Annotated in this window: 20 protein-coding genes; 15 read left to right on the forward strand and 5 right to left on the reverse strand. The window is 63.4% G+C overall.

The features are described 5' to 3' along the window. Positions 1-74: 74 nt before the first annotated feature. Positions 75-629: a L,D-transpeptidase family protein gene (locus AC2T3R_RS05260; RefSeq protein ID WP_013971179.1), complete on the reverse strand. Its 555-nt coding sequence runs from the start codon at positions 627-629 to the stop codon at positions 75-77. 22 nt (positions 630-651) lie between these two features. Then, positions 652-1,203 (reverse strand): NUDIX hydrolase, encoded by a 552-nt coding sequence (locus AC2T3R_RS05265; protein ID WP_061303194.1) that lies wholly within the window; start codon positions 1,201-1,203, stop codon positions 652-654. A 124-nt stretch (positions 1,204-1,327) separates the two neighbouring features. Between AC2T3R_RS05265 and AC2T3R_RS05270 the strand changes: the two genes are divergently transcribed. From AC2T3R_RS05270 to purT, 5 genes are all read left to right on the forward strand, one after another. After that, on the forward strand, positions 1,328-1,927 hold the full coding sequence (locus AC2T3R_RS05270) for a CoA pyrophosphatase (RefSeq protein WP_003252125.1): 600 nt from the start codon (positions 1,328-1,330) through the stop codon (positions 1,925-1,927). Positions 1,928-1,971: 44 nt separating this feature from the next. Further along, positions 1,972-2,496 (forward strand): gamma carbonic anhydrase family protein, encoded by a 525-nt coding sequence (locus AC2T3R_RS05275; RefSeq protein WP_015269134.1) that lies wholly within the window; start codon positions 1,972-1,974, stop codon positions 2,494-2,496. Further along, positions 2,486-2,689 (forward strand): DUF1289 domain-containing protein, encoded by a 204-nt coding sequence (locus AC2T3R_RS05280; RefSeq protein ID WP_410951310.1) that lies wholly within the window; start codon positions 2,486-2,488, stop codon positions 2,687-2,689. The genes AC2T3R_RS05275 and AC2T3R_RS05280 overlap by 11 nt, the downstream gene beginning before the upstream one ends. Before the next feature lie 90 nt (positions 2,690-2,779). Next, positions 2,780-3,247 (forward strand): 7-cyano-7-deazaguanine/7-aminomethyl-7-deazaguanine transporter, encoded by a 468-nt coding sequence (locus AC2T3R_RS05285; protein ID WP_003252131.1) that lies wholly within the window; start codon positions 2,780-2,782, stop codon positions 3,245-3,247. Between the two features lie 76 nt (positions 3,248-3,323). After that, positions 3,324-4,505, forward strand: a complete 1,182-nt coding sequence (gene purT, locus AC2T3R_RS05290) for a formate-dependent phosphoribosylglycinamide formyltransferase (RefSeq protein ID WP_013971185.1) — start codon at positions 3,324-3,326, stop codon at positions 4,503-4,505. 114 nt (positions 4,506-4,619) lie between these two features. Here purT and AC2T3R_RS05295 read toward each other — a convergent pair whose 3' ends face one another. From AC2T3R_RS05295 to AC2T3R_RS05305, 3 genes are all read right to left on the reverse strand, one after another. Continuing rightward, complete coding sequence (locus AC2T3R_RS05295) at positions 4,620-5,921, reverse strand: MFS transporter (RefSeq protein WP_054573205.1); 1,302 nt, start codon at positions 5,919-5,921, stop codon at positions 4,620-4,622. 275 nt (positions 5,922-6,196) lie between these two features. Further along, positions 6,197-7,402, reverse strand: coding sequence for a transporter associated domain-containing protein (locus AC2T3R_RS05300; protein WP_486744744.1), 1,206 nt, complete (start codon positions 7,400-7,402; stop codon positions 6,197-6,199). Between the two features lie 9 nt (positions 7,403-7,411). After that, entirely contained in the window at positions 7,412-8,221 is an 810-nt protein-coding gene (locus tag AC2T3R_RS05305; protein ID WP_013971188.1) for a cytochrome C assembly family protein, read from the reverse strand. Between the two features lie 324 nt (positions 8,222-8,545). On the opposite strand from AC2T3R_RS05305, the gene ffh reads away from it, so the two are divergent. The 10 genes from ffh to thrC all read left to right on the forward strand — a co-directional run bounded on the left by ffh (position 8,546) and on the right by thrC (position 17,507). Beyond that, positions 8,546-9,922, forward strand: coding sequence for a signal recognition particle protein (gene ffh / locus AC2T3R_RS05310; RefSeq protein ID WP_013971189.1), 1,377 nt, complete (start codon positions 8,546-8,548; stop codon positions 9,920-9,922). A gap of 259 nt (positions 9,923-10,181) precedes the next feature. Continuing rightward, positions 10,182-10,433: a 30S ribosomal protein S16 gene (gene rpsP, locus AC2T3R_RS05315; RefSeq protein WP_003259424.1), complete on the forward strand. Its 252-nt coding sequence runs from the start codon at positions 10,182-10,184 to the stop codon at positions 10,431-10,433. A gap of 5 nt (positions 10,434-10,438) precedes the next feature. After that, positions 10,439-10,975 (forward strand): ribosome maturation factor RimM, encoded by a 537-nt coding sequence (gene rimM / locus AC2T3R_RS05320; RefSeq protein ID WP_025337913.1) that lies wholly within the window; start codon positions 10,439-10,441, stop codon positions 10,973-10,975. A gap of 3 nt (positions 10,976-10,978) precedes the next feature. After that, positions 10,979-11,731, forward strand: a complete 753-nt coding sequence (gene trmD / locus AC2T3R_RS05325) for a tRNA (guanosine(37)-N1)-methyltransferase TrmD (protein ID WP_003252146.1) — start codon at positions 10,979-10,981, stop codon at positions 11,729-11,731. A gap of 42 nt (positions 11,732-11,773) precedes the next feature. Beyond that, a complete protein-coding gene (gene rplS, locus AC2T3R_RS05330; protein WP_003252148.1) occupies positions 11,774-12,124 on the forward strand; it encodes a 50S ribosomal protein L19 in 351 nt (116 codons plus the stop codon). A gap of 93 nt (positions 12,125-12,217) precedes the next feature. Next, the gene (locus tag AC2T3R_RS05335; protein ID WP_096009939.1) at positions 12,218-12,625 is read left to right on the forward strand and encodes an acyl-CoA thioesterase; all 408 of its coding nucleotides are present in this window, start codon (positions 12,218-12,220) and stop codon (positions 12,623-12,625) included. A 232-nt stretch (positions 12,626-12,857) separates the two neighbouring features. Beyond that, a complete protein-coding gene (gene xerD / locus AC2T3R_RS05340; protein ID WP_486744745.1) occupies positions 12,858-13,754 on the forward strand; it encodes a site-specific tyrosine recombinase XerD in 897 nt (298 codons plus the stop codon). Positions 13,755-13,907: 153 nt separating this feature from the next. After that, positions 13,908-14,651 (forward strand): DsbC family protein, encoded by a 744-nt coding sequence (locus AC2T3R_RS05345; protein WP_003259432.1) that lies wholly within the window; start codon positions 13,908-13,910, stop codon positions 14,649-14,651. A gap of 83 nt (positions 14,652-14,734) precedes the next feature. Next, the gene (locus AC2T3R_RS05350) at positions 14,735-16,039 is read left to right on the forward strand and encodes a homoserine dehydrogenase (protein ID WP_003259434.1); all 1,305 of its coding nucleotides are present in this window, start codon (positions 14,735-14,737) and stop codon (positions 16,037-16,039) included. 58 nt (positions 16,040-16,097) lie between these two features. Then, positions 16,098-17,507, forward strand: a complete 1,410-nt coding sequence (thrC, locus tag AC2T3R_RS05355) for a threonine synthase (protein WP_010952565.1) — start codon at positions 16,098-16,100, stop codon at positions 17,505-17,507. Positions 17,508-17,589: the final 82 nt, after the last annotated feature.

Consider the following 17,589-nt stretch of genomic DNA (forward strand, 5'->3'; position numbering starts at 1 on the left):
GCCTAAGCGCTTGTAGGGCGCGTTCTTGCCTGATGGTGGGAAGCTTCCTACAGCATCAGTTGAAAGGCCCGCTATCAGGGCCGAATTTCGATCAACGTGCCATCCCGCACCAGGTCCCACACTTCCTGCATGTCGCGGTTACGCATGGCAATACACCCATCTGTCCAGTCCAGGGTATGGAAGTACCACTCCGGATACTCGTCGTTGATCGGCGTGCCATGGATCATGATCATGCTGCCGGCACTCACCCCTTCACGAGTGGCACGGGCCGCGTCGTTGATGTTCGGGTAGTTGATGTGTATGGCCAGGTTGAAACGGTCGCTTTGCTTGCGCCAGTCCAGCCAGTAAAGGCCCTCGGGGGTTTTCTTGTCGCCTTCGCGCTCCTTGGCGCCTTTTGGCTGCTTGCCCAGCGAGATGCGGTAGGTCTTCAGCGGTTCGCCACGGCTGATCAGTTGCAGACGGCGCTCGGACTTGATCACCAGCACCTTGTCGATCAGCGGTTGCATGGCCTGCTGCGAAGGCGACGGGGTTTGCACTGCCGGCTGGGGCTTGCGGATGATGGTCTCGGTGAAGGCCGCCTGGGACACCGAGGTAACGCAAAGGCAGAAAAGGGCAAGCAACCAGCGCATGTAACGGTATCCCTGAAGGCTTCTAGGTGGTGGGCGAGACGTTCATCGGCGGCAGGTATTCATGGCCTATGGGGTAGTGCTGCCTGATGCGATCGCGATAGTAGCATTCTAGTGTGCGAGTGACGGTGCGGAAAGCCAGCTCGCCCCACGGAATCTCATGTTCCTCGAACAGCCGCACCTCCAGGCTTTCGACACCGACAGCGAAATCAAGGTCCGCAAGCTCGGCGCGGAAGAACACGTGCACCTGGTTGATGTGTGGCAGGTCGAACAGCTGGTACAGGCTCATGCTGCCGACCCGGGCGCAGGCCTCCTCGACGGTTTCGCGACGGGCGGCCTGGTCCAGGGTTTCGCCGTTTTCCATGAAACCGGCGGGCAGGGTCCAGAAGCCGCGGCGTGGCTCGATCGCGCGCCGGCACAGCAGCACCTGGCTGCCCCAGGTCGGCAACACGCCGGCGACGATGTTGGGGTTCTGGTAGTGGATGGTCTGGCAAACCTCGCAGACATACCGCAGGCGGCTGTCGCCCTCGGGGATCCGCTGAGTGACCGGCTGGCCGCACGCGCTGCAGAATTTCATGTGTCGTTCCTTTTGCTCCGGGCTATCTTGGCGCGCCGGCCGTGCCGTCGCAAGCGCACGGGGCTTGGGTGCTTCGCGCCTTTGGTGCATCATGCAAGGCAGGCCTTGGATATGAGCGTGCGCAATGCTGGACGAGCTACTTCGCCGAATGAGCAACCACCAACCCGCATCACTGGAAACCGACCGGCGGTTCCCCGAAGCGGCGGTCCTCTTGCCCATTACCCGCAGCGAAGCGCCCGAGCTGGTCCTGACCCTGCGCGCCAAGGGCCTGTCCACCCACGGCGGCGAAGTGGCTTTTCCCGGTGGCCGCCGCGACCCGGAAGACCCGGACCTGGTGTTCACCGCGCTACGTGAAGCCGAAGAAGAAATTGGCCTGCCACCAGGCCTGGTGGAAGTGATCGGCCCGCTCAGCCCGCTGATTTCGCTGCACGGCCTGAAAGTGACGCCATTCGTCGGGCTCATCCCCGATTTCGTCGAATACCGTGCCAATGATGCCGAGATCGCGGCAGTATTCACCGTGCCGCTGGAATTCTTCCGCCAGGACCCGCGCGACCATACCCATCGTATCGATTACCAGGGGCGCAGCTGGTATGTGCCCAGCTATCGCTATGGTGAATACAAGATCTGGGGGTTGTCGGCGATCATGATCGTCGAACTGGTCAACCTGCTGTTCGATGCCGGCATCAGCCTGCACCAGCCCCCGGAGCGTTACATCGAAAACTGAGCGGGGCCAACCCCGTCGTCTGCGTTGCAGCCTGAGGAGCAAGCATGAAATACCGCCTGGGCGACCTGCGGGTCGAGAGCCACCCCACCAGTTGGGCCGCACCCAACGCCACGCTGATCGGCAAGGTGCGCTTGCAGGCCGATGCCAGCGTGTGGTTTGGCGCGGTGCTGCGCGGGGACAACGAGCTGATCGACATTGGCGAAGGCAGCAACGTGCAGGATGGCACGGTGATGCACACTGACATGGGCTCGCCGCTGACCCTGGGCAAGGGCGTGACCGTTGGCCACAACGCCATGCTGCATGGTTGCACGGTGGGCGACTACAGCCTGGTTGGTATCAACGCGGTCATCCTCAATGGCGCGCGTATCGGCAAGCATTGCATCATTGGCGCCAATGCGCTGATTGCAGAAGGCAAGGAGATCCCCGACGGTTCGCTGGTGATGGGGTCGCCGGGCAAGGTGGTGCGCGAGCTGACCGAACAGCAGAAACGCATGCTCGAAGCCAGTGCCGCGCATTACGTGCACAATGCCCAGCGTTATGCACGGGAGTTGGTGGTTGATGATGAGTGATGTAGTGGAGCGCCCGGTAGCCTCGCCGTGCGTGAGTATCTGTGCGTTGGACGAGCAGGATATCTGCACAGGTTGCCAGCGAACCGTGGCCGAGATCGGCCGCTGGGGGCGGATGGACAACGACGAGCGCCGGGCGGTGCTGAAGCTGTGCCATGAAAGGGCAGTAGCTGCCGGCCTGATTATCGGAGGCTAAATACCTTGTCGGCTTCATCGCCGACCTTGTACCGTTGCCTGCCGATGAAGCCAGCGGTAATCTGTGCCGCTTGCCCACAGACTACCCGCCATGTTCTATCTGATTGCCTACATCAGCAGCGTAGTGCTGATCAACTACGCCTTCTCCAGCGCGCCGCACCTGGACATCATCTGGTCCGCCTGGGGCGGCCTGGTGTTCATCCTGCGCGACATGGTGCAAACCCGCTTCGGCCATGGCGCCCTGGTCGCCATGCTGGCGGCGCTGGTGCTGTCCTACGTCACCTCGGAACCGGCCATAGCCCTGGCCAGCGCCACCGCCTTCTTCATTTCCGAACTTATCGACTGGCTGGTGTTCAGCATCACCCGCCGACCGCTGCGCGACCGCCTGTGGCTGAGCTCGGCGCTGAGCATCCCGGTCGACACCTTCATCTTCTTCGGCATGATCGGTGCCCTGACCCCAGCCGTGATCGGCACCGCCATGGCCTCGAAATTCGCCGGTGTCACCGCCGTGTGGCTGGCCATGGCATTTCGCGCCCGGCGGGCCGCCGTGGCGGGTTGATGGTGTAGAATAGCGGTCCTTTTTCAGCGGGCGGCGCCAAGCCTGGTGCGGCCCCGGACGCCTTCGAGGACCTGAAATGACCCGTATCGGAACCCCCTTGTCGCCCACTGCGACCCGTGTACTGCTCTGCGGCTGTGGCGAGCTGGGCAAGGAAGTGGTGATCGAGCTGCAGCGCCTGGGCGTCGAAGTGATCGCCGTCGACCGCTACGCCAATGCCCCGGCGATGCAGGTGGCGCACCGCAGCCACGTGGTCAACATGCTCGATGGCGTGGCCCTGCGCGCGGTGATCGAGGCCGAGAAGCCGCACTACATCGTCCCTGAAATCGAAGCCATCGCCACCGCCACCTTGGTCGAGCTGGAAAACGAAGGTTTCAACGTGGTGCCGACCGCCCGCGCCACCCAGCTCACCATGAACCGTGAAGGCATCCGCCGCCTGGCCGCCGAAGAGCTGGACCTGCCGACCTCGCCGTACCACTTCGCCGACACCTATGAAGACTACGCCAAGGCCGTGGCCGATGTCGGCTACCCGTGCGTGGTCAAGCCGGTGATGAGCTCGTCGGGCAAGGGCCAGAGCCTGCTGCGCAGCGATGCCGACCTGCAGAAGTCGTGGGCCTACGCCCAGGAAGGCGGCCGCGCCGGCAAAGGCCGGGTCATCGTCGAGGGCTTCATCGACTTCGAATACGAAATCACCCTGCTGACCGTGCGCCACGTCGGTGGCACCACCTTCCTCGAGCCAGTCGGCCACCGCCAGGAGAAGGGTGACTACCAGGAATCGTGGCAGCCGCAGGCCATGAGCCCGAAGGCGCTGGCCGAGTCGCAGCGGGTGGCCAAGGCGGTCACCGATGCCCTGGGCGGTCGTGGCCTGTTTGGCGTGGAACTGTTCGTGAAGGGCGACCAGGTGTGGTTCAGCGAAGTCTCGCCACGCCCGCATGACACCGGCCTGGTGACCCTGATTTCCCAGGACCTGTCGCAGTTTGCCCTGCATGCCCGTGCCATTCTTGGCCTGCCGATTCCGGTAGTGCGCCAGTTCGGCCCTTCGGCTTCGGCGGTGATCTTGCCCGAGGGGCAGTCGCAGCAGACCAGCTTTGCCAACCTGGGTGCGGCGCTGAGCGAGCCGGATACTGCCATTCGCCTGTTCGGCAAGCCGGAAATCAACGGTACCCGCCGCATGGGCGTATGCCTGGCGCGTGACGAATCGGTCGAAGCGGCGCGAGCCAAGGCGACCCGTGCTTCGCAGGCGGTCAAGGTCGAGTTCTGATCCGATTGGGGCTGCGTTGCAGCCCTTCGCGGGCACGCCCGCTCCCACAGGTTTCGGCGCTACCCCTGTGGGAGCGGGCGTGCCCGCGAAGGGCCGCAACGCGGCCCCATTTACTTACAGCTGCGTATTGCGGGTCTCTTTCAGGCACAGCACGGCAATCAAGCTGATCACCGCCGCCACCGACACATAACCCCCCACCCAGCTCAACCCACCCATGCTCACCAGCTTCTGGGCAAAGAACGGTGCCGCCGAGGCGCCGACGATGCCGCCCAGGTTATACGCCGCCGAAGCGCCGGTATAACGCACGTGGGTCGGGAACAGTTCAGGCAGCAGTGCCCCCATCGGCGCAAAAGTCACGCCCATCAGGAACAGTTCGATGGCCAGGAACAGCGCCACACCTGCGGTCGACCCCGAAGTCAGCAGCGGCTCCATGGTAAAGCCCGAGGCCACTGCCAGCAGGCCGCCGACGATCAGTACCGGTTTGCGCCCGTAGCGGTCGCTGAGCCAGGCCGACAGTGGTGTGGCCAGGGCCATGAACACCACCGCGAAGCACAGCAGGCCAAGGAACGTCTCGCGGCTGTAGCCCAGCGTGGTCACGCCATAGCTCAGCGAGAACACCGTGGAGATGTAGAACAGCGCGTAGCACACCACCATCGCCGCTGCGCCCAGCAGGGTCGGCAGCCAGTATCTGGAAAACAGGTCGACCACCGGCATTTTCACCCGCTCGTGGCGGGCGACGGCCTTGGCGAACACCGGGCTTTCTTCCAGCTTCAGGCGCACATACAGGCCTACCAGTACCAGCGCGGCGCTGAGCAGGAACGGAATGCGCCAGCCCCACTCGCGGAACTGCTCGTCGCTGAGCACCAGGGCCAGGGTCAGGAACAGGCCGTTGGCGGCCAAAAAGCCGATCGACGGGCCCAGCTGCGGGAACATGCCGAACCAGGCGCGCTTGCCTTCGGGCGCGTTCTCGGTGGCCAGCAAGGCCGCGCCACCCCATTCGCCACCCAGGCCCAGGCCTTGGCCAAAGCGCAGCAGGCAGAGGATGATCGGCGCCCATACACCAATGCTGTCATAGCCCGGCAGCACGCCGATGGCTGTGGTGGACACGCCCATCAGCAGCAGCGAGGCGACCAGGGTCGACTTGCGGCCGATACGGTCGCCAAAGTGGCCGAACAGTGCCGAACCCAGCGGGCGCGCCAGGAAGGCGATACCGAAGGTGAGAAAGGCCGCCAGCATCTGCGCGGTGCCCGACCCGGACGGGAAGAACACCGGGCCGATCACCAGGGCGGCGGCAGTGGCGTAGACGTAGAAATCGTAGAACTCGATGGCGGTGCCGATGAAGCTGGCGGTGGCTACCCGCGCGGGCGAGTTGACCGGGGCGGCAGGCGCTTCGGCATAGGTGCTGCTGGTTGTCATTGAATAGGTCCCTGACAGTCTGGTCCGGCTCCATTGGGATAAGCCCCGCGGCGTGCAATGCAAAAAGGCAGGCACGGTGGCGCGGGCGCCGGAGCGTTTTGTTGTTGTGTGCGCCCGACTGACGATAGCCCAAGGGGGATAGGGGCGGGGGCGGGCACTGTTCGGGGTGTTGAAGCAGGACCGCGGGGCGTGTCAGTGGAGCGGACTGGCCGTGGAGCGCCGGGTGCGGGTAGCAGGCGGGACGGCGGGGCTGGGTAAGCGTGACCCGAGTATAGCTATCGGGTCACGGTCCACACCAGTACCTTGCTGGCACAATTGTCCTCTGTTTCGAGGATTTCCAGGCGATAGCGGCCGATCTTCAGGCAAACGGCGCTTTCCGGGATACTTTCCAGCGCTTCGGTGACAAGCCCGTTGAGGGTTTTCGGCCCGCCGTCGCAGGGTAGGTGCCAGCCCAGGCTGCGGTTGATCTCGCGCAGCGAAGCAGTGCCGTCGATGACGAAAGTGCCATCGGGCTGCGGGTGCACGTGGGGGTTGTCCAGGCTGTGTTCATCCTCGAACTCGCCAACGATCTCTTCGAGGATGTCTTCCAGGGTGACGATGCCCAGCACCTCGCCGTACTCGTCCACTACCACGCCCAGGCGGCGCTGCTGTTTGTGGAAGTTCAGCAGCTGCATTTGCAGGGGCGTGCTCTCGGGCACGAAATAGGGCTCGTAGCAGGCGCCGAGCAGCATCTCCAGGGTCAGCTCGGCTTTGGGCAGCAGGTGGCTGATCAGCTTGGTATTGAGGATTGCTTCAACCTGGTTGATGTCGCTGTGGTACACCGGCAGGCGGGTGTGGCGGCTGACGATCAGTTGCTCGATGATGCGCTCGATCGGCTCGTCGAGGCTGATGCCGTCCACTTCGTTGCGCGGTACCAGGATGTCGTTGACGGTCATCTTGTCCAGTGACTGCAGGCCGTCGAGCAGGCCGTGGCGCGGTGCTTCTTGTTCCTCATCCTCGTCGAATTCGTCGGCTTCCTGCGGGTGCAGGGCCACGGCCGTGGGTTGCACGCGGAACGGACGCAGGATCAGCTTGGCCATGCCATCCAGCAGGCAGGCCAGCGGTTGCAGCAGGGCGAGGGGTACTTTCAGCAGGCTGGTGCCGAGGCTGACGAACGCTTGCGGGTTGCGCCGGGCCAGGCGACGCGGCAGGTATTCGGCAAACACCAGCAGGACGAGGGTGGCGGCCAACCCGGCCAGCCAGAAGCCGTGCTCGCCGCTATGGCGCTGGCCGAGCAGGCAGGCCAGGCCCAGCACCAGCAGCTTGCCCAGGCTGGCGCACAGCACCAGGGCCTGGGCCGGCAGCACGGGCTGGCCGTCGTCGCCGACACGCAGCGTGCCATTGAGTTGCAGGCGGGCGGCGTCCACCGCGGTGAACAGCGCCGACCACAACAGGGCCAGTGTCAGGGGGCCGAATAGCGGTGCGTACGGCAGGGTATCCATGGGCGGCCGTCAGATATGCAGGATGAATTCGCGAACCAGCTTGCTGCCGAAATAGGCCAGCATCAGCAGGCAGAAACCGGCCAGCGTCCAGCGGATGGCCTTGTGGCCACGCCAGCCCAGGCGGGTGCGGCCCCACAGCAGCACGCTGAACACCACCCAGGCGATACAGGCCAGCAGGGTCTTGTGTACCAGGTGCTGGGCGAACAGGTTGTCGAGGAACAGCCAGCCGGAGATCAGCGACAGCGACAGCAGGCACCAGCCAGCCCAGAGGAAGCCGAACAGCAGGCTTTCCATGGTTTGCAGCGGCGGGAAGTTGCGGATCAGCCCGGATGGGTGCTTGTTCTTCAGTTGGCGGTCTTGCAGCAGCAACAGCAGTGCCTGGAACACCGCGATGGTGAACAGCCCGTAGGCCAGGATCGACAGCAGGATATGCGCGAGGATGCCCGGCTCTTCGTTGACCAGCGGCACCGTGCCGGGGGGCGCGAACTGGGCCAGCAGCGCGGTCACCGCGCCCAGCGGGAACAGCAGCACCAGCAGGTTTTCCACGGGTATGCGCAAGCAGGCCAGCAGGGTCAGGGCGATGACCGCCACGGCGATCAGGCTGGCGGCACTGAAGAAGTCCAGGCTCAGGCCCAGCGGGGTAATCAGCTGGAAGAACAGCGCACCGGCCTGGGCGAGTACCGCGAAGGCACCCAGCAGGGCAAGCAGGCGCTTGTCGGCCTTGCGGTTCTGGGCAAGGTAAGAGCCCTGGTAGATGGCCGCTGCTATATATAGGCCGGCGGCGATCAGGTTGGGGATGAGGCTGGGTGAGGAGAACATAAGTCCTGGTTGGCGAGCCTTAAAGAGACGGAGTTTGGCATAGATCGCGCTGGTCTAGGAAGACTGGCAGACTGCGGTGCGGCATTCGCGGGCGCGCCCGCTCCCACAGGGATCGCGCCGCTCTTCAGGATGGTGATGTTCCTGTGGGAGCAGGTTCACCCGCGAAGAGGCCGGCACAGCCACCGAATATCTACCCGGCCGCCAGCAAGGTGTGCGCCGCCGCCGCACTTCGCTATAATCGCCGCCTTGCTGTGCCCGGCGGGTATGCATTCCCCCCTGGGCGCCTGACAAACCTCGGCTTTTACTGGGCCTGAAAGGATCACCATGTTCGAAAACCTGACCGACCGCCTGTCACAGACGCTGCGCCATGTCACCGGCAAGGCCAAGCTGACCGAAGACAACATCAAGGACACGCTGCGCGAAGTGCGCATGGCCCTGCTCGAGGCCGACGTTGCCCTGCCGGTGGTCAAGGATTTCGTCAACAGCGTCAAGGACCGTGCAGTCGGCACCGAAGTGTCGCGCAGCCTGACCCCAGGCCAGGCGTTCGTGAAGATCGTCCAGGCCGAGCTGGAAAGCCTGATGGGCGCGGCCAACGAAGACCTCGCACTGAACGCCGCTCCGCCAGCCGTGGTGTTGATGGCCGGCCTGCAGGGTGCCGGTAAGACCACCACCGCCGGCAAGCTGGCGCGCTTCCTCAAGGAGCGCAAGAAAAAGAGCGTGATGGTGGTGTCCGCCGACGTCTACCGCCCGGCGGCGATCAAGCAGCTGGAAACCCTGGCCAACGACATCGGCGTCACCTTCTTCCCGTCCGACATCAGCCAGAAGCCGGTGGCCATCGCTGAAGCGGCCATCCGCGAAGCCAAGCTGAAGTTCATCGACGTGGTCATCGTCGACACCGCCGGCCGTCTGCACATCGACGCCGACATGATGGACGAGATCAAGGCGCTGCACGCCGCGGTCAAGCCGATCGAGACCCTGTTCGTGGTCGACGCCATGACCGGCCAGGACGCGGCCAACACCGCCAAGGCGTTTGGCGAGGCGCTGCCGCTGACCGGCGTGGTGCTGACCAAGGTCGACGGTGACGCCCGTGGCGGTGCCGCGCTGTCGGTGCGTGCCATCACCGGCAAGCCGATCAAGTTCATCGGTATGGGCGAGAAGACCGAAGCCCTCGAACCGTTCCACCCCGACCGCGTCGCCTCGCGCATCCTCGGCATGGGTGACGTGCTCAGCCTGATCGAGCAGGCCGAGCAGAACATCGACAAGGCCAAGGCCGACAAGCTGGCCAAGAAGCTGAAGAAGGGCAAGGGCTTCGATCTCGAAGACTTCCGTGACCAGCTGCAGCAGATGAAGAACATGGGCGGCCTCGGCGGCCTCATGGACAAGCTGCCGAGCATCGGCGGGGTCAACCTGTCGCAGATGGGCAACGCCCAGGGCGCCGCCGAGAAGCAGTTCAAGCAGATGGAAGCGATCATCAACTCCATGACCCCGGCCGAGCGCCGTGATCCGGAGCTGATCAGCGGCTCGCGCAAGCGCCGCATTGCCATCGGTTCCGGCACCCAGGTGCAGGACGTCGGCCGCCTGATCAAGCAGCACAAGCAAATGCAGAAGATGATGAAGAAATTCTCCGCCAAGGGCGGCATGGCCAAGATGATGCGCGGCCTTGGCGGGATGCTGCCGGGCGGCGGCATGCCGAAGCTGTAACCCCTATTCCGGGGGCCTGCCGTTTGTCCGGCAGGCGTCCAGAACCCCCGCCGTGGCGGGGCAATGGCCGCGGATTTCGCGGCTCAACCGGCAGATCTGGACGGCAGGGCAGGGCCTTGCCGAAAAAGTCATTTGCAAATGTCCGTGTATTCCCCGAGAATATGCGGCCTTTTGGGCACCCGTGTGCCTATTTGGCATTCAGATTTGCAGTACCAGCTGCTGTATCAACTGCAGCACCGACTATAGGAACGATGTTCACATGGTAACCATTCGTCTGGCCCGTGGCGGCTCGAAAAAGCGCCCATTCTACCACCTGACCGTGACCAACTCGCGTAACGCCCGTGACGGCCGTTTCGTTGAGCGCGTAGGTTTCTTCAACCCGATCGCTGCTGGCGCCGAAGTCAAGCTGTCGGTCAACCAAGAGCGCGTCAACTACTGGCTGAGCCAGGGTGCACAGCCGTCTGAGCGCGTTGCTCAGCTGCTGAAGGACGCTGCCAAGGCTGCTGCCTGAGTAGTATGAACGCGACGCCAGAAAAGGCTGACGACCTCATCGTCGTTGGCAAGATTTTTTCGGTTCACGGCGTTCGCGGCGAGGTGAAGGTGTATTCCTTTACCGATCCGATTGAAAACCTGTTGGATTATCCGCGCTGGACGCTTCGGCACGAAGGCAAGGTAAAGCAGGTCGAGCTGGTCAACGGTCGTGGCTCCCAGAAGGGCCTGGTCGTGAAGCTGAAAGGCCTCGATGATCGCGATGAAGCCCGTCTTTTGAGCGGTTACGAAATCTGCATTCCGCGGAGCCTTTTGCCCAACCTGGCTGCTGACGAGTACTACTGGTACCAGTTGGTGGGCCTGAAGGTCATCAACCAGGACGAACAACTGTTCGGCAAGGTCGATCACCTGTTGGAGACCGGTGCGAACGATGTAATGGTGGTCAAGCCCTGCGCAGGCAGCCTGGATGATCGCGAGCGTCTGTTGCCCTATACGGCGCAATGCGTGCTCGATATCGACCTGGAAGCAGGCGTGATGCGGGTTGAATGGGACGCGGACTTCTAAACGATGGGTAACCTTCGCGTAGACGTCATAACGTTGTTCCCCGAGATGTTCTCGGCCATCACGGAGTACGGCATTACCAGCCGCGCGGTGAAACAGGGGTTGCTTCAGGTGACTTGCTGGAACCCGCGGGACTACACCACAGATCGTCACCACACGGTGGATGATCGGCCGTTTGGCGGTGGTCCGGGCATGGTGATGAAAATCAAGCCTCTGGAAGACGCCCTGGTTAGCGCCAGGCAAGCGACCGGAGCAGCGGCGAAGGTGATCTACCTTTCGCCACAAGGCCGCAAGCTGACTCAGCAGGCGGTCAAAGGCCTGGCCGAACAGGAATCGTTGATCCTGATCGCCGGTCGTTATGAAGGCATCGACGAGCGCTTTATCGAGGCTCATGTCGATGAGGAGTGGTCGATTGGCGACTATGTGCTTTCCGGTGGCGAGCTGCCGGCCATGGTACTGATCGATGCGGTTACACGGCTGCTGCCCGGAGCTTTAGGGCATGTGGACTCGGCGGAAGAAGATTCCTTCACCGACGGTCTGCTCGATTGCCCGCACTACACCCGACCTGAGGTGTATGCGGATCAGCGTGTTCCCGACGTGTTGCTAAGTGGCAACCATGCACACATCCGGCGTTGGAGAATGAAGCAGTCCCTTGGTAGGACCTTCGAACGACGCGCCGATCTTCTGGAAAGTCGCTCGCTTTCTGGAGAAGAGAAGAAGCTGCTCGAGGAATATCTCCGCGAGCGGGACGATAGTTAAACGTATCGATGGTGGATCACGTATCCATCTTAGGAGCACAGCATGACCAACAAGATCATCCAGCAGCTCGAAGCCGAGCAGATGAGCAAGGAAATCCCGACCTTCGCACCAGGCGACACCGTTGTCGTTCAGGTTAAAGTGAAGGAAGGTGAGCGTTCCCGTCTGCAGGCGTTCGAAGGCGTCGTTATCGCCAAGCGTAACCGCGGTCTGAACAGCGCCTTCACCGTGCGCAAGATCTCCAGCGGCGTTGGCGTAGAGCGTACCTTCCAGACCTACAGCCCGCAAATCGACAGCCTGGCCGTGAAACGTCGTGGTGACGTGCGTAAAGCCAAGCTGTACTACCTGCGCGACCTGTCCGGCAAAGCCGCTCGCATCAAGGAAAAACTGTCCTGAGTGCAGTTTGCCCGGTGGCCGAGGCCGCCTAGCGAGAAAAAAGCAGCCTTCGGGCTGCTTTTTTGCGTTTTGACCCCCGAAGATGTGATTGCCATGACTACCCGAGAGCAGGAAATCCTGCGCCGCACCGAACTGTCGGTGACCCGCGTGACCAAGGCGGTGTTCCCCAACACCACCAACCACCACAACACCCTGTTCGGCGGCACCGCCCTGGCCTGGATGGACGAAGTGTCGTTCATTGCTGCCACGCGCTTCTGCCGCCTGCCACTGGTGACCGTGTCCACTGACCGCATCGACTTCAAGCACCCGATCCCGGCGGGCTCGATCGTGGAGTTGGTGGGGTCGGTCATCAAGGTGGGTAATACCAGCTTGCAGGTGCAGGTGGATGTGTTCGTCGAGAACATGTACCTGGATGGGCGCGAGCGAGCGATTCATGGGGTGTTCAGCTTCGTCGCCATCGACGAGGACAAGCGGCCGGTGCCGGTTTTGCCCCAGGCCTGAGCCCATCCTGGGCCTGACGCGGCCCCTGTAGGAGCGGCCTTGTGTCGCGATGGGCTGCACAGCAGCCCCAGGATTCCAAGGGCTGTACCAACTTGGGGCTGCTGTGCAGCCCATCGCGACACAAGGCCGCTCCTACAAGGCCCGCGTCAGCTGCCCAAGCCCCTGATTGGGCACGACAACTTGTCAGCTGCTGTGAAACACTAGCCCCACCTCCAACACCCAGCAGCCCCGAATGCCCGCCCTAGACCACCCCCTGATCGACCAGTACCTCGACGCCCTGTGGCTTGAAAAGGGCCTGTCCGACAACACCCGCATGTCCTACCGCAGCGATCTGGCCCTGTTCAACGGTTGGCTGCAGGAACACGGCGTCAGCTTGCCCGATGCCGGCCGCGACCTGATTCTCGACCACCTGGCCTGGCGCCTCGACCAAGGCTACAAGCCGCGCTCCACGGCACGCTTCCTGTCCGGCCTGCGCGGTTTCTTCCGCTACCTGCTGCGGGAAAAACTGGTGGCCATCGACCCGACCCTGCAAGTCGACATGCCGCAACTGGGCAAGCCGTTGCCCAAGTCGTTGTCCGAAGCCGACGTCGAAGCCTTGCTGCAGGCCCCGGACCTGAGCGAAGCCATTGGCCAGCGTGACCGCGCCATGCTCGAAGTTCTCTACGCCTGCGGCCTGCGGGTCACCGAACTGGTCAGCTTGGCCCTCGACCAGGTCAACCTGCGCCAAGGCGTGCTGCGGGTGATGGGCAAGGGCAGCAAGGAGCGCCTGGTGCCCATGGGCGAAGAGGCGGTGCTTTGGTTGCAGCGCTACCTGCGCGATGGCCGCGCCGAACTGCTCAATGGCCGCCCCAGCGATGTCTTGTTCCCCAGCCAGCGTGGCGATCAGATGACCCGCCAGACCTTCTGGCATCGCATCAAGCACCATGCCCGGGTCGCCGGTATCGACAAACCGCTGTCGCCGCATACCCTGCGCCATGCCTTCGCTACTCATCTGCTCAACCATGGTGCCGACCTGCGCGTGGTGCAGATGCTGCTGGGCCACAGTGACCTTTCGACCACGCAGATCTACACCCATGTCGCCAAGGCCCGCCTGCAGCAATTGCATGCCCAGCACCACCCACGTGGATGAATGTTTTTCATGTTCCGCCGACCGGTCCTTGCAAGGCCCTTCACTGGCGGTGTGATGTGGTAGGCTTGAGCGGTTTGCACCAAGGGCCGCACGGTCACCGCGTATTTTTCGCAGGTGGCGCCCTCCGGCCCCTGTCCGCCTTCAGGAGTTCCCATGCGCGTGACCCAGTTTTTCGCCGCCGCCGCGTTGGCGCTGGCCAGTACCTTTGCCGCTGCCGCGGCAACCGATAGCAATGCTGCTGCCGAGCAGGCCATCCGTAAGTCATTGCAGAACCTCGAGCTGGAAGTGCCCGTCGAAAGCGTGGCCAGCAGCCCGGTCAGCGGCCTCTATGAAGTCAAGCTGCAGGGCGGCCGCGTGCTGTATGCCAGCGGCGACGGCCAGTTCGTGATGCAGGGCTACCTGTTCCAGATCCAGGACGGCAAGCCGGTCAACCTCACCGAGAAGACCGAGCGCCTGGGCATTGCCAAGCTCATCAACGGCATTCCAGCCGCCGAGATGGTGGTTTATCCTGCCAAAGGCGAGACCAAGTCGCACATCACCGTGTTCACCGACACCACCTGCCCGTACTGCCACAAGCTGCACGCCGAGGTGCCCGAGCTCAACCGCCGCGGTATCGAAGTGCGCTATGTCGCCTTCCCGCGTCAGGGCCTCGGTTCGTCGGGTGACCAGCAGTTGCAGGCCGTCTGGTGTTCCAGCGACCGCCGTGCGGCGATGGACAAGATGGTCGAGGGTGAGGAAATCAAGGCCGCCAAGTGCGCCAACCCGGTCAGCAAGCAGTTCCAGCTGGGCCAGTCGATCGGCGTCAACGGCACGCCGGCGATCGTCCTTGAAAGCGGCCAGGTCATTCCGGGCTACCAGCCGGCACCGCAGGTCGCCAAGCTGGCATTGGCCAAGTAATCCAATTCAGTACGCCGTCGTCATGGGGTGACGGCATGTTTCACGGTCGGCATAGGTGCCGGCCGTTCAATGGGGAGTTCACAGTGAAACCGGTCAAAGTAGGCATCTGTGGGTTGGGGACCGTCGGTGGCGGAACCTTCAATGTACTTCAGCGCAACGCCGAGGAGATCGCCCGCCGTGCCGGGCGCGGTATTGAAGTGGCACAGATTGCCATGCGCTCGCAGAACCCGAACTGCCAGATTACCGGTACCCCCATTACCGCTGATGTGTTCGAAGTTGCGAGCAACCCGGAGATCGACATTGTCATCGAGCTGATCGGTGGCTACACCGTAGCCCGCGAGCTGGTGCTCAAGGCCATCGAAAACGGCAAGCACGTGGTCACCGCCAACAAGGCGCTGATTGCCGTGCACGGCAACGAAATCTTCGCCAAGGCCCGCGAGAAGGGCGTGATCGTCGCCTTCGAAGCGGCCGTGGCCGGTGGCATCCCGGTGATCAAGGCCATCCGCGAAGGCCTGTCGGCCAACCACATCAACTGGCTGGCCGGCATCATCAACGGCACCGGCAACTTCATCCTCACCGAAATGCGTGAGAAGGGCCGCGCCTTCCCGGACGTGCTGGCCGAAGCCCAGGCGCTGGGTTACGCCGAAGCCGACCCGACCTTCGACGTTGAAGGCATCGATGCCGCGCACAAGTTGACCATCCTGGCCTCGATCGCTTTCGGCATCCCGCTGCAATTCGACAAGGCCTACACCGAAGGCATCACCCAGCTGACCACTGCTGACGTGAACTATGCCGAGGCCCTGGGCTACCGCATCAAGCACCTGGGTGTGGCCCGCCGCACTGCCGAAGGTATCGAGCTGCGCGTACACCCGACGCTGATCCCGGCCGACCGCCTGATCGCCAACGTCAACGGCGTGATGAACGCCGTCATGGTCAACGGCGACGCTGCCGGCTCCACCCTGTACTACGGCGCCGGTGCCGGCATGGAGCCTACCGCTTCGTCGGTGGTCGGTGATCTGGTGGATGTGGTCCGTGCCATGACCTCCGACCCGGAAAACCGCGTGCCGCACCTGGCCTTCCAGCCGGATTCGCTGTCGGCCCACCCGATCCTGCCGATCGAAGCCTGCGAAAGTGCCTACTACCTGCGCATCCAGGCCAAGGATCACCCTGGCGTACTGGCCCAGGTGGCCAGCATCCTCTCGGAGCGTGGCATCAACATCGAGTCGATCATGCAGAAGGAAGCCGAGGAACAGGACGGCCTGGTGCCGATGATCCTGCTGACCCATCGCGTGGTCGAGCAGCGCATCAACGACGCCATCGTCGCCCTGGAAGCCCTGCAGGACGTCATCGGCAAGGTCGTGCGCATTCGCGTCGAGCAGCTCAACTAACAATAGTGCCGTGGGGCCGCCAGCGCGGCCCCGGCCCCAGTATCGAAGGTTTGCACCCATGCGCTATATCAGTACCCGCGGCCAGGCTCCGGCCCTCAATTTCGAAGACGTCCTGCTGGCTGGCCTGGCCAGCGACGGCGGCCTGTACGTCCCGGAAAACCTGCCACGCTTCACCCAGGAAGAAATCGCCTCGTGGGCTGGCCTGCCGTACCACGAACTTGCTTTCCGGGTGATGCGCCCGTTCGTCGAAGGCAGCATCGCCGACGCCGACTTCAAGAAGATCCTCGAGGAAACCTACGGCGAGTTCGCCCACGCTGCGGTTGCCCCGCTGCGTCAATTGAACAGCAACGAGTGGGTGCTGGAGCTGTTCCACGGCCCGACCCTGGCGTTCAAGGACTTCGCCCTGCAACTGCTCGGCCGCCTGCTGGACCACGTGCTGGCCAAGCGCAACGAGCGCGTGGTGATCATCGGCGCCACCAGCGGTGACACCGGTTCCGCCGCCATCGAAGGCTGCCGCCGTTGCGACAACGTCGACATCTTCATCCTGCACCCGCACCAGCGCGTGTCGGAAGTGCAGCGCCGGCAGATGACCACCATCTTCGGCGACAACATCCACAACATTGCCATCGAAGGCAACTTCGACGACTGCCAGGAAATGGTCAAGGCCAGCTTCGCCGACCAGTCGTTCCTCAAGGGCACCCGCCTGGTTGCGGTCAACTCGATCAACTGGGCGCGGATCATGGCCCAGATCGTCTACTACTTCCACGCTGCCCTGCAGCTGGGTGGCCCGGCGCGTTCCGTGGCGTTCTCGGTGCCGACCGGCAACTTCGGCGACATCTTCGCCGGCTACCTGGCACGTAACATGGGCCTGCCGGTCAGCCAGCTGATCGTCGCCACCAACCGCAACGACATCCTGCACCGCTTCATGAGCGGCAACCAGTACGTCAAGGAAACCCTGCACGCGACCCTGTCGCCGTCGATGGACATCATGGTCTCGTCCAACTTCGAGCGCCTGCTGTTCGACCTGCACGGCCGCAACGGCGGCGCCATTGCCGAGCTGATGGCCAACTTCAAGCAAGGTGGCGGCTTCAGCGTCGAGCAAGACCGCTGGACCGAGGCGCGCAAGCTGTTCGACTCGCTGGCAGTGAGCGACGAGCAGACCTGCGAAACCATCGCCGAAGTGTTCGCCGCTACCGGCGAAGTGCTCGACCCGCACACCGCTATCGGCGTCAAGGCCGCCCGCGAGTGCCGCCGCAGCCTGGACACGCCGATGGTGGTGCTGGGCACCGCGCACCCGGTCAAGTTCCCGGAAGCGGTGGAGAAGGCCGGTGTTGGCAAGGCGCTGGAGCTGCCGGCGCACCTCAGCGACCTGTTCAGCCGTGAGGAGCGTTGCACGGTGCTGGCCAATGACCTGAAGGCCGTGCAGGGCTTTGTCAGCCAGCATGGTAACCGCGGCAAGCCTTTGTAAGCATCGGGGCCGCACTGCGGCCCATCGCCGGCAAGCCAGCTCCCACCCCGACCGCATAGACCCAAGGTCATGTGCAATCCCT

The sequence above is a fragment of the Pseudomonas sp. PVC-5-1 genome (genome assembly GCF_057444345.1).